Genomic DNA, 12,328 nt, shown 5'->3' with positions numbered 1-12,328 from the left:
TCCTAGAGACGGTTCGAAGAAGGGGAGAGCGTGGACGGAGTGACGGAGGTGGGGATGTCGAGCGCACGGACCGTCACCGAATTCGGGTGGGTCTGCTCGGGCAGGGGAAGCGTGGTGCCTGGAAGCGCGGTCGCTGCCGTTCCGTAGGCGACGGCGCGGCGGAGTTTGTCTGCGTCGGAACAGTTCTCGGCGTCGGCGAGGATGTAGCCGGCGAGCGAGGAATCGCCTGCGCCGACCGTGCTGACCGCGGTGATCGGGGGCGGGCTGGCGTACCAGGAACCGTCCTCGGTGACCAGTACGGCTCCGGCACTGCCGAGAGTGGCAAGTACCGCGCCGACGCCTCGGCCGAGAAGGATCGTGCTGGCTGCGATAGCAGCCGTCGGATCACCCTGCGCCGCTGCGCTTTCCAGCTCTTCGGAATCGTACCCGGTGAGTTGGGCGAGTTCCTCGGAATTGGGTTTGATCAGATCGGGTGCCGACTCCGGGAAGGCAGCGGCGAGAGCGAGCAACGGCTCGTCGGAGGTGTCCACCGCTACCTTCGCCGACGTGGCACGCAGGGCAGTGACGAGCTCGGCATACCAGTCGACGGGGAGGCCCGGCGGGAGCGAACCGGAGAGAACCACCCATTCGGCATCGACTGCGAGAGCGAGGATCCGCTCCCGCAGCTCCGCACGGGTCCGCTCCGACACCGTGGCACCGGGCTCGTTGATCTTGGTGGTGGTCCCACCGACTTCGCTCACCGTGATGTTGGTCCGCGCCGGACCCGACGTCGGAACCGCGGAATACCGCACTCCCTTCGCGGCCATCGCGTCGAGCAGGGGGTCTCCGACGTTGGCCGGGAGAACTGCCAACGCCCCGACTCCCGATCCGCCGAGAACGCGAGCGACGTTGACGCCCTTGCCTCCTGGGTCGATGGCCGACGTCGATGCCCGGTGGACGCCGCCACGGACGAGCGGCGTGTCGAGCGTGACCGTCCGGTCCATGCTCGGGTTGGCCGTGAGTGTGACCATCATGCGATCACCACCTCGATTCCTTTGTCGCTGAGATTCTTTCGGTCATTGATCGAGATGTCGCTATCGGTGACGATGACATCGATGGAGCCCACTCGGGCGAAGCTGACCAGATGCTCGCGCCCGATCTTCGACGAATCCGCCAGCACCACGACATGATTGGCTGCCTCGACCATGGCACGCTTGACGGCTGCCTCGTCGCTGTCGGGAGTGGACAGTCCGTGCCCGACGCTGATGGCATTGGTGCCGATGAACGCGACGTCCACCCGGAGCCATTCGAGGGCGCTCAGCGCTTCGTCGCCGACTGCCGCCTGGGTGGTCCCGCGTACCCGCCCGCCGAGTAGTCGAAGGTTGACATTCGACATCGTCGCGGCGCGCGCGGCGATCGGGACCGAGTTGGTCACCAACGTCAGTTCGCGATCGTGAGGAAGCAAACCGGCGAGTCGACCGGTTGTGGTGCCGGCATCGAACACGGCGCTGCCTCCGACGGGAGGGAGGAAGGACAGGGCGGCGGCCGCGATCGCGTCCTTCTGATCGGCCCGGGTGAACTCTCGTTCCGAGACGCCCGGTTCGAGTGTGGTCAGTGCCGACGCGGGCACTGCGCCACCGTGGACGCGGCGCACGACACCCATTCGATCGAGAGTGGCGAGATCACGGCGCACGGTTTCCGTTGTGACGCCGTAGGTGGCGGAGAGATCGTTGACGGAGACGCGGCCCTGGGTGCTGATGAGTTCGGCTATGGAGTGCTGTCGTTCTTCTGCGTACACCTGCGTCTCCTTCCTCGTTGATGTTGCTTTATGTTGTTTTACGCCCGTGTGTGTTGACATGTCAAGGGTTTGGAGTAATCTCGGTCACAACACAAGCGACTGATGGCCCCCACCACAGCTCGCCGGACAGTACGAAGACCTTTGTTCACGCAGGATCCGAGGAGGACCACATGACGGGATCGGTTAGCACCGCTTCGACCGGACACAGCGACATGACAGTCGATGCAGCCGGAACCGGAGCAGCGCAGACCACGCTGCACGGCACGCCTGTCGTGCCCGGCGTGGGATACGGCCGCGTGATCCGCCCCGGTGCCCGTCCCGCCATCCCTGCCGATACCGGCGAGGTGGCCGAGGCGGATCGAGATGCCGAGAAGGACGTCTTCGACGCCGCAACGAACGCCGTCGCCGCTCGACTGCGCGGTCGCGCGGAGCTGGCGACCGGAGCTGCCTCGGAAGTCCTGTCGGCCAACGCCGCGATGGCAACGGACCGCGGCTGGCTGGGAGCCGCGCGCTCCTCGATCGCCAAGGGCAGTTCGGCCGTCACCGCGACAGCGGCGGCGACGGACAAGTTCGCCGCGATGTTCACCCAGCTCGGCGGACTGATGGCAGAGCGCGTGACCGACCTGCGCGACATCCGTGATCGCGTCATCGCCGAGATCCTCGGCGTTCCGGAGCCCGGTGTTCCGGTGCCGGACGAACCGTCCGTGCTGTTTGCCGACGACCTGGCACCCGCCGACACCGCCGGCCTCGACCCCGCGCTGATCGTGGGTCTGGCCACCTCGCTGGGCGGTCCGACCAGCCACACCGCGATCATCGCGCGTCAGTTGGGCATTCCGTGCATCGTCGCCGTGGCAGGCCTCGACGACATCGCCGCGGGTACGAACGCATCGGTGGACGGCACCAGCGGCCGGATCGAACTCGAACCCGATGCCGAGTCGGCCCGCGCCGCCGTCGTCTCCGCCCGCGACGAGCTCGACCGGGTGTCCCAGTGGGTCGGTCCCGGTACCACCGCCGACGGCCACGCGGTCGACATTCTCGCCAACGTCCAGGACGGTGCCGGTGCTCGCGCGGCGCGATCCAGTGCAGCGGACGGCGTCGGACTGTTCCGTACCGAACTGTGCTTCCTCGACCGCGACTCCGAACCCACCGTCGACGAGCAGGCCGAGATCTACGCCCAGGTACTCGACGCGTTCGCGGGCAAGAAGGTCGTCGTGCGGACTCTCGACGCAGGCTCGGACAAGCCGCTTCGGTTCGCCACGCATCCCGACGAGGCAAACCCGGCCCTCGGCATTCGCGGAATCCGCATCGCCGAGGCCGACCGCGGGATTCTGTACCGCCAGCTCGACGGCATCGCGGCAGCCGCGAAGGCGACCGACTCCTCCCCGTGGGTGATGGCTCCGATGATCGCAACCGCGTTGGAGGCGAAGGATTTCGCCGCCGACGTCCGTGAACGAGGACTCACCCCCGGCGTCATGATCGAGGTACCCGCAGCCGCGCTGCTCGCCGAACACATCCTCGAGCACGTCGACTTCCTGTCCATCGGCACCAACGACCTGGCGCAGTACACGATGGCCGCCGACCGCATGTCCGCTCAGCTCGCCGGCCTGACCGATCCGTGGCAGCCGGCGGTACTGGCACTGGTCGCCCACACCGCTGCCGCGGGAGCCAAGGCAGGCAAGCCGGTCGGGGTCTGCGGCGAGGCCGCTGCCGATCCGCTCCTGGCCTGTGTGTTGGTCGGCCTCGGCATCACCTCTCTGTCCGCTGCATCGGCTGCCGTCGCGCACGTGGGTTCGAAGTTGGCGACGGTCACGCTCGATCAGTGCAAGGAAGCGGCCGCCGCAGCCCTGAAAACGGACAGCACCGCCGCCGCCCGCGAGGCAGTGAGCGCGATCCTCGGCTGATCCAATAGTGTTGCCTTCCATCATGAGAACTCTGGGTTGGACGCTGCACGGAAACGGAAAGACCGTCGAGGCCGGGGCGGTGGTCTCACCCGACGAACGATTGACGTGGCCACGCACCATCGGTATCGGAATGCAGCACGTCGTCGCGATGTTCGGTGCGACACTGCTGGTTCCGACGATCACCGGATTTCCGGTATCGACGACGCTGCTGTTCTCGGGCATAGGAACGGCACTGTTCCTCGTCATCACTCGAGGGCGCGTTCCCAGCTACCTGGGTTCGTCCTTCGCTTTCCTGGCCCCGCTCGGTGCCACCCAAGCGAACGGACCCGCCGCCCAACTCGGAGCGGTCCTGTGTGTCGGCCTCGTACTGGCCGCCGTCGGCTTCGTAGTGAAGTTCGCGGGCCAACGGGTACTCGACGCGGCCATGCCGCCCGTCGTGACCGGTGCCGTCGTCGTGCTCATCGGGCTGAACCTGGCACCGGCCGCCACCACGTCGTTCGAGGCACAGCCGCTGATCGCAGCCGTCACCCTGATCGCGATTCTGCTGGCGACGGCGCTCGGACCCGGCTTGATCGGACGACTCGGAATTCTGCTCGGTGTCGTCGTGGGTTGGGTGTTCGCCGCCGTCACCGGGGGCATCGCGCAACCGCGTCTCGACGCACTGAGCGCGGCGAGCTGGATCGGTCTGCCCGAGTTTCGCGGTCCGTCCTTCGAGCTGTCGGTGATCCTCGTGGCGCTGCCGGTGGTGATCGTCCTCGTCGCCGAGAACGTGGGACACGTCAAAGCCGTCGCCGCGATGACCGGCAAGAACCTCGACGACGTGGCCGGTGACGCATTGATCGCCGACGGGCTGGCGACCACACTCGCCGGAGCCGGCGGCGGTTCGGGAACCACCACCTACGCGGAGAACATCGGTGTCATGGCCGCCACCCGCGTGTACTCGACCGCGGCGTACTGGGTCGCATCGATCACGGCGATGGTGCTCGCGTTCTCGCCCAAGTTCGGTGCGCTGATCTTCACCGTCCCCGACGGAGTCATCGGCGGCGCAACTCTGGTGCTGTACGGCCTGATCGGGCTTCTCGGCGTACGCATCTGGACCGACGCGAAGGTCGACTTCACCGACCCGGTCAATCTCATCGTCGTTGCTGCGGCGCTGGTCGCCGGAATCGGTGACCTGACACTGTCCGTCGGATCGGTCGAACTCGGCGGTATCGCCTGGGGTTCGGTGGGCATCCTGCTGGGGTACCCGATCGTCTCGGCGCTCGCCAGAGGTGCAGGCACCCGAGGTCGTTAGCGGGGTCGGTCACGGATCGCGCGCGTTTTGGTCATCGACCGCCCCGACGCCGCGGACGTAGTGTTTCCCTGTGACGTCAGTCGTACCGGCGATCGAGATTCGTAGAGATTTCGCGTGGTCGCTGCCGGTATGCACCGAACAAGGAGACATTCGTGGAACGCACACTTTTCGAGCCCGAGCACGAGCTGTTCCGGGAGTCGTACCGGAAATTTCTCGATCAGCACGTAGCGCCGAACCACGCGAAGTGGGAAGAGCAGAACATCGTCGATCGCGACGTCTGGGTCGAGGCCGGTAAGCAGGGCTTCCTCGGAACGGCAGCGCCCGAGGAATTCGGCGGCGGCGGAGTCAAGGACTTCCGCTACAACGCCATCGTCACCGAGGAAACCACCCGCGGCGGATACAGCGGTATCGGTTTCACCCTGCACAACGACGTCGTCGCGCCGTACCTGATCGATCTTGCGAACGACGAGCAGAAGGCGCGCTGGCTTCCCGGATTCTGCTCCGGCGAACTGATCACCGCGATCGCGATGACCGAGCCGGGAACCGGAAGCGACCTGCAGGGAATCAAGACCAAGGCCGTACGTGACGGTGCCGACTGGGTGCTCAACGGCTCGAAGACGTTCATCACCAACGGAATCAACGCCGACCTGATCATCGTCGTGGCCTGCACCGACCCCGAGAAGGGCGCGCAGGGCTTCAGCCTGCTGGTCGTCGAACGCGACATGCCCGGATTCGAGCGAGGCCGCAACCTCGACAAGATCGGCATGAAGGCCCAGGACACCGCCGAACTCAGCTTCACCGACGTTCGCGTGCCCGCCGCCAACCTGCTGGGCGAGGAAGGCATGGGCTTCATCTACCTCATGCAGAATCTGCCGCAGGAACGCCTGTCGATCGCCGTCGTCGCGGCCGCGGCAATGGAATCGGCACTGGACATGACGATCCAGTACTGCCGCGACCGCAAGGCCTTCGGAAAGTCGATCGGCAAGTTCCAGAACACGCGCTTCGTGTTGGCGGAACTGGCCACCGAAACCACCGCCACCCGCATCATGGTGGACAAGTTCATCGAACTGCTCAACGCAGACAAGTTGACTGTGCAAGAAGCCGCCATGGCGAAGTGGTGGACCACCGAGAATCAGGTCAAACTGATCGACCGGTGCCTGCAGCTGCACGGCGGCTACGGCTACATGAAGGAATACCCGATCGCCAAGGCGTACATGGATTCCCGTGTACAGACCATCTACGGCGGCACCACCGAGATCATGAAGGAGATCATCGGCCGCGGATTGAATCTGTGATCCGCTGATCCGAGACACGCGAAGGGCCGCAGCACTCCTGTGCTGCGGCCCTTCGCGTGTCACCTCGGTGACGATCCCTACAGCTTGCGCATCACGGTGACGACCTTGCCGAGGATCGCGGCGTTGTTGCCCGGGATCGGCTCGAACAGCGGGTTGTGCGGCAGCAGCCACACCTCGCCCTTGGACCGCTTGAACGTCTTGACGGTGGCCTCGCCGTCGATCATCGCAGCGACGATGTCGCCGTTGTCGGCCACGGACTGCTGACGAACCACCACCCAGTCACCGTCGCAGATGGCCGCATCGATCATCGATTCACCGACCACCTTGAGCAGGAACAGCGAACCCTGTCCGACCAGCTCGCGGGGGAGCGGGAAGACGTCCTCGACGGCTTCCTCGGCCAGAATCGGACCGCCTGCAGCGATCCGGCCCAGTACCGGCACGAACGTCGGGGTAGGCAACCGATCCTGCTCCTCGGACGCCTGCGATCCGTCGACCGCGGCGGCTGCCTGATCGGCCTGCACCTCGTCGAGACCGCGGACGTCGACCGCGCGGGGCCGGTTGGCGTCGCGCCGGAGGAAACCCTTGCGTTCGAGCGTACGGAGCTGGTGAGCGACGGAGGAGGTCGATGTCAGGCCGACCGCGTCACCGATCTCTCGAATGCTCGGTGGGTAACCGCGCTCGGTCACCGAAGCTCGAATGACCTCGAGTACCTTCCGTTGCCGCTCGGTCAGACCCGCGCTGATGTCGGTGCCGACTTCCATGGCCTTGGATGTCGGTTCCGCGGCAGGCTTACCCGCTGCGGCCTTCGGTGCGGTGGCCCTGGCTCCGGTCGCCTTGGAACCGGTGGTAGTGGAAAGCGTGGTCGACCTCGTCGAGGTCTCGTCCTTCATGCTGTCGGCCTCCTGCTGGTGTCCTGGATCCGGTCTGCGTGGTAGGTCTGCGCGGACTGGAGTTGATGGTGTCGACTCGTGTGGCGTGTGGTTTCTGACACGAATCTAGCGTGTATCAGCTGTTGAATCAAACATCTGTTCGACTCGTGTCGCGTTTTCTGCAGACTTTGTCGGAGGCTCGTGATAGAACTTCGAACAAGCGTCCATCGAACGCCTGATCGAACAATCGATCCAACGAGCGAAGTCGAGGTTCCGATGACCATCATCACCGATCGCCCCACCGCCGCCGGTGTCCGCGCCCGATCCACTGCCGTCGAGCGCCGCCGCCGGGCGCGTCCCGTTCTGCAGAGTCCCATCGGAACGCACGGTGTCACGGGACCCCGCACACAGAGTTCACCGTGCCTCCCGGTCCTCGATCCGTCGTGGACCGATGTCACCGATCGCGAGCAGGCCGATCGCGAGTTCGACGCGACCTCGGCGCACTTCGCCGGCCAGCCGGTTCGGATGCGGTCGATCGTGCTGACGGTGTTGGCGGTCCTGGTGGTGGCGGGCGGGCTGATCGGCATTGCGAACCTGCGGGCCGTCGCCCCCGATGCCGGCGCGCAACCGGCGGGTGTGGTCGAGGTGCACGACGGAGCTGTCGTCGAGTACACGCCCGGCAGATGACCACCGGCACCGTCGGGTTCGAGGAGACTGAGTATCCTCGACAGACTGCCCCGATGTGCGTGCTCGTCGTCGGAGCATCGGCTACGACGGAGGATCCCTCATGCATTGCCCGTTCTGCAGGCATCCCGACTCACGCGTGGTCGACTCGCGTGAGATGGACGAGGGGCAAGCAATCCGGCGTCGTCGCTCCTGCCCGGAGTGCGGTCGCCGATTCACGACGGTCGAGGCCGCAGTGCTGGCCGTCGTGAAACGCAGTGGTGTCACCGAGCCGTTCAGCCGAGAGAAGGTCGTCAAGGGAGTCCGTCGCGCCTGCCAGGGCAGAGATGTCGACAACGACGCGCTGAACCTACTGGCACAACAGGTCGAGGACGCCATCCGTGCAGCGGGATCCGCGGAGATCCCCAGCAACGAAGTGGGCTTGGCCATTCTCGGTCCACTCCGTGACCTGGACGAAGTGGCCTACCTTCGCTTCGCTTCCGTCTACCGCTCGTTCAGCTCGGCAGAAGACTTCGAGAAGGAAATCCACGAACTGCGCAAGCACCGCGAGTCCGCAGACATCGACTGACAGGCCCGGCCATCAGCGACGCTGGTCCGAGATCGCCTTCTCGATGCGCTTCTCCGACACCGGGTACGCCGTGCGAATGCCCTGCGCGAACAGTCCGACGCGCAACTCCTCGATCATCCAGAACAGTTCCTGTACCCCAGAGCTGTTCTTTCTGCTCTCCGGCAGCGAATCCAACAATCGCCCGTACGAGGCGTACACCCGATCGAGCACGTCCATCGCAGCCGCGTCCCGGCCTGCGCTGCTCGGCAGCGTCGCCAACCGCTTGGTCGCCGCGGCGAGGTAGCGCGGCAGGTCTGCGAGTCTGCGAGAGCCGAATTCGGTGACGAACCCTCGAAAGATCAAGCCGTCGAACTGTTCCCGAACATCGTCCGCCGGCTCGCCCGAGGAGGACTGAAGTTGCGCGGACAGCGCCAGGGCGGCGGTCAACACCGGGCGAACCAACGCCAGGACCGCAGCGGTGCGCTGCGGAACCTCGGCGTTGACGAGTGCCCTCAGTTTCTCGAAGGCATCCGGATCCCGGACCGGTCCTCCGTGCGCATCCATGGCCTCTTCGACCGCAAGTACTCGGCACTCCTCGAGGAGTGCGTCGACTCCACCGTACGGATTCTGGCCCAGTGCAAGACGTTCCGCGGTCGGTAGGCCGGCCAGCAATGCCTTGGTGCCCTTCGGAGCCGTCGACAGAAGCAGAGTTCTGGTTCCCGAGCGCATTGCCGCCCGCGCCTCGGCGGGGGTGCTGAGGACCCGCACCGCAACGCCGGGTCCTTCCGGAACCAGCGCCGGATAGCCGGTGACCTTCTGTCCACCGACCTGCCGAGTCACCGTCGGCTCCAACCGACCCAGCGTGCCGGAGGTCCAGGCCAGAGAGGGTGCGCGCTCCGCGTCGCCGACCGCGCTCGCCACCTGACGGCCGACCTCGCCCGACAGGCTCGTTCGAAGAGCAGTCAGATCCTTGTTGCTGCCCAGCACCTTTCCGGACGGGTCGACGGCCGCGAACGTCATCTTCAGATGCTCGGGCAGCGCGGCGGGGTCGAAGTCCTCCGCCGTGATGTCGCACCGGGCAGCCCGGGACAACTCACGGGCCAGCGCCGTCACCAGAGTTTCCGCGCGCGGCTTCATGGCCGCCAACGCCGCGGCCGCGAAGTCGGGAGCCGGAACCACGTTGCGCCGCAGTGCCTTCGGCAGCGTCTTGATCAATGCGGTGACCAGCTCGCCGCGCATTCCCGGGACCAGCCAGTCGAAGCCCACCGGCTGTACCTGAGCGAGCAGCGCGATCGGAATGCGCGCGGTGACTCCGTCGGCCGCGGTGCCCGGCTCGAACTGATACGTCAGTGGGAACTGGATCTCGCCCTGTCGCCATGCGTCGGGATACGCGCCGGTCAGTACCGAGGCCGCGTCGGAGTTGACGACGGTGTCGGTGGTGAAGTCGAGTAGGTGCGGGTCCTGTCTGCGTGCCTTCTTCCACCAGGTGTCGAAGTGTCGCGCCGACACCGCCTCCGGGGCGATACGTGCGTCGTAGAAGTCGAAGAGAGCGTCGTCGTCGACCACGATGTCTCGTCGCCGAGCGCGATGTTCGAGTTCACCCACGTCGTCGAGCAGCGCCCGGTTCTTGTGGAAGAACGCGTGCTGGGTCTTCCATTCACCCTCCACCAGCGCATGTCTGATGAACAGCTCTCGAGACGCCTCGGCGTCGATGCGGTGATAGTTCACCGGACGTTGCGTCACCAACGGAATGCCGTAGAGCGTGACCCGTTCGTAGGCCATCGCCGATTCCCGTTTGATGGACCAGTGCGGCTCCGAGTACGTCCGCTTGACCAGGTGCGGCGCCAACCGCTCGGCCCACTCGGGCTCGATGCGCGCAGCCATCCGGCCCCACAGGCGTCCGGTCTCGACCAATTCGGCGGCCATGACCCAGCGCGGGGGTTTCTTGAACAGACCCGACCCGGGGAAGATCGCGAAGTGAGCCCCACGCGCGCCGAGGAACTCACGCTTGTCACCCTCCCGGAGCCCGATGTGCGAGAGCAGTCCGGACAGCAGCGACTGATGCAGCGCGGTCTCGGTGGAGTCGGCGTCGGGAACCGTCCACCCGAGTCCACGGGTGATCTGACGTAGCTGACCGTGCAGATCCTGCCACTCGCGAATACGTAGGTAGTGCAAGAACTCGGTGCGGCACATACGGCGGAACTGGTTGGAGGACAACTCGTTCCGCTGTTCGCGCAAATAGGTCCACAGCTTCACGTACGCGAGGAAGTCGGAGTTCTCCACCGCGAAGCGCGCATGCTTCTCGTCCGCCGCCTGCTGATGCTCTGCCGGCCGCTCCCGAACGTCCTGGATCGATAGCGCGGCAACGACCACCAACGCATCGCGGAGAGATCCGTTGCCGTTGGCCTCGACCAGCATTCGCGCCATCCGTGGATCGACCGGAAGCGCCGAGAGTTCCCGGCCGATGGGGGTGAGCTCCGCGGTGCCGTCCTTGGTAGCAGGCTTCAGTGCCCCGAGCTCTTCGAGCAGTCCGATTCCGTCTCGGATGCTCCGCGGATCGGGTGGTTCGACGAACGGGAACGCGTCGATCTTGCCCAGCCCGAGTGCGGTCATCTGAAGGATCACCGACGCCAGGTTGGTACGCAGAATCTCCGGCTCGGTGAACTGCGGACGTGACTCGAAATCTTCTTCCGAGTACAGCCGGATGCAGATGCCGTCGGCGACGCGACCACAGCGGCCGGCCCGCTGCCGCGCCGATGCCTGGGATATCGGCTCGATGGGAAGTCGTTGAACCTTGGTACGCAACGAGTATCGCGAGATTCGGGCGGTACCCGGGTCGACCACGTAGCGGATTCCGGGGACCGTCAGCGATGTTTCCGCAACGTTCGTCGAGAGCACCACGCGCCTGCCCGAGTGCGGGGAGAACACTCGATGTTGTTCGGCCGCAGAGAGTCTCGCATAGAGTGGAACGATCTCGGTGTTGCGCAGATTTCGGTCGTTCAAGGCGTCGGCGGTGTCGCGAATCTCGCGCTCACCGGACAGGAACACCAGAATGTCACCGTCGCCCTCGGCCATCAACTCGTCGACGGCCTGGCACGTCGCGTCGACGGGGTCGAGATCGATCGTGGTGTCCCCGGCGTCGACGGTCAGTGGCCGGTAGCGCATCTCGACCGGGAACGTGCGGCCGGAGACCTCGATGATCGGCGCGGGCACGCCGTCGCGCGCGAAGTGCCGAGCGAAACGCTCGGGATCGATCGTCGCCGAGGTGATGACGATCTTCAGGTCGGGTCGGCGGGGGAGGAGCTGCGCGAGGTAGCCCAGGATGAAATCGATGTTGAGGCTGCGCTCGTGGGCCTCGTCGATGATCAGGGTGTCGTACTGGCGGAGCAGCCGGTCTCGCTGGATCTCCGCCAGCAGGATGCCGTCGGTCATCAGCTTGACGAGGGTCGCATCCGAGGACTGATCGGTGAATCTCACCTTGTAGCCGATGGATTCACCCAGTGGTTCACCCACCTCCTCGGCGATACGTTCGGCCACGGTGCGAGCGGCGAGTCGACGGGGCTGTGTGTGACCGATGGAGCCCCGGATCCCGCGCCCCAGTTCGAGGCAGATCTTGGGGATCTGAGTGGTCTTGCCGGAGCCGGTCTCGCCGGCGACGATCACCACCTGGTGCTCGGCGATGGCCGCGGCGATGTCGTCCTTGCGAAGACTGACCGGAAGTGACTCGGGAAATTCGAGCTTGGGCACCGCAGCGCGGCGGTTGGCGACCACGGTCTCGGCGCGGGTGATGTCGCGGTCGAGTGCGGCGAACGCGTCGTCGGTACGCGCCTTGTCCAATCGCCGCCGCAGCCGGTTCTCGTCGCGGATGGTGACCTGGGCCAGACGTGTGGCGAGAGCGCGACGCTGAACGGACGGGTTCGAGGTAGACATACTTCACCCAGGATATCGGTTTCGGCAGTGC

Annotated in this window: 9 protein-coding genes; 5 read left to right on the top strand and 4 right to left on the bottom strand. The window is 65.8% G+C overall.

Annotation, left to right across the window (positions count from 1 at the left end):
• Positions 1-2: 2 nt before the first annotated feature.
• Together CH249_RS23005 and CH249_RS23000 are read right to left on the bottom strand one after the other, a co-directional pair.
• Positions 3-1,013, bottom strand: a complete 1,011-nt coding sequence (locus tag CH249_RS23005; RefSeq protein ID WP_032397895.1) for a 1-phosphofructokinase family hexose kinase — start codon at positions 1,011-1,013, stop codon at positions 3-5.
• Complete coding sequence (locus CH249_RS23000) at positions 1,010-1,777, bottom strand: DeoR/GlpR family DNA-binding transcription regulator (protein ID WP_032397896.1); 768 nt, start codon at positions 1,775-1,777, stop codon at positions 1,010-1,012. Before CH249_RS23000 ends, CH249_RS23005 begins: the two co-directional genes overlap by 4 nt.
• Positions 1,778-1,989: 212 nt before the next feature.
• Here CH249_RS23000 and ptsP point away from each other — a divergent pair, with 212 nt between their 5' ends.
• The 3 genes from ptsP to CH249_RS22985 all read left to right on the top strand — a co-directional run bounded on the left by ptsP (position 1,990) and on the right by CH249_RS22985 (position 6,267).
• Complete coding sequence (ptsP, locus tag CH249_RS22995; RefSeq protein ID WP_094682823.1) at positions 1,990-3,678, top strand: phosphoenolpyruvate--protein phosphotransferase; 1,689 nt, start codon at positions 1,990-1,992, stop codon at positions 3,676-3,678.
• A 22-nt stretch (positions 3,679-3,700) separates the two neighbouring features.
• Positions 3,701-4,972: a uracil-xanthine permease family protein gene (locus CH249_RS22990; RefSeq protein WP_179273206.1), complete on the top strand. Its 1,272-nt coding sequence runs from the start codon at positions 3,701-3,703 to the stop codon at positions 4,970-4,972.
• Positions 4,973-5,124: 152 nt separating this feature from the next.
• Complete coding sequence (locus CH249_RS22985) at positions 5,125-6,267, top strand: acyl-CoA dehydrogenase family protein (RefSeq protein WP_094682822.1); 1,143 nt, start codon at positions 5,125-5,127, stop codon at positions 6,265-6,267.
• Between the two features lie 77 nt (positions 6,268-6,344).
• Here the strand turns inward: CH249_RS22985 and lexA are convergent, their stop codons facing one another.
• Positions 6,345-7,028 carry a transcriptional repressor LexA gene (gene lexA, locus CH249_RS22980; protein WP_032398406.1) on the bottom strand — a complete coding sequence of 228 codons (684 nt, stop codon included), beginning with the start codon at positions 7,026-7,028 and terminating at the stop codon, positions 6,345-6,347.
• A 384-nt stretch (positions 7,029-7,412) separates the two neighbouring features.
• On the opposite strand from lexA, the gene CH249_RS22975 reads away from it, so the two are divergent.
• A complete protein-coding gene (locus CH249_RS22975) occupies positions 7,413-7,823 on the top strand; it encodes a hypothetical protein (RefSeq protein WP_032397899.1) in 411 nt (136 codons plus the stop codon).
• A 100-nt stretch (positions 7,824-7,923) separates the two neighbouring features.
• On the top strand, positions 7,924-8,388 hold the full coding sequence (gene nrdR / locus CH249_RS22970) for a transcriptional regulator NrdR (protein WP_008716872.1): 465 nt from the start codon (positions 7,924-7,926) through the stop codon (positions 8,386-8,388).
• A gap of 12 nt (positions 8,389-8,400) precedes the next feature.
• On the opposite strand, the gene hrpA is transcribed toward nrdR, so the two are convergent.
• Complete coding sequence (gene hrpA / locus CH249_RS22965; RefSeq protein WP_094682821.1) at positions 8,401-12,297, bottom strand: ATP-dependent RNA helicase HrpA; 3,897 nt, start codon at positions 12,295-12,297, stop codon at positions 8,401-8,403.
• Positions 12,298-12,328: the final 31 nt, after the last annotated feature.

The sequence above is a fragment of the Rhodococcus sp. 05-2255-3B1 genome (assembly GCF_002258545.1).
Classification (GTDB): Bacteria; Actinomycetota; Actinomycetes; order Mycobacteriales; family Mycobacteriaceae; genus Rhodococcoides.
The sequence above is the reverse complement of the archived record's forward strand: the minus strand, read 5'-3'. Positions and strand labels throughout refer to the sequence as shown.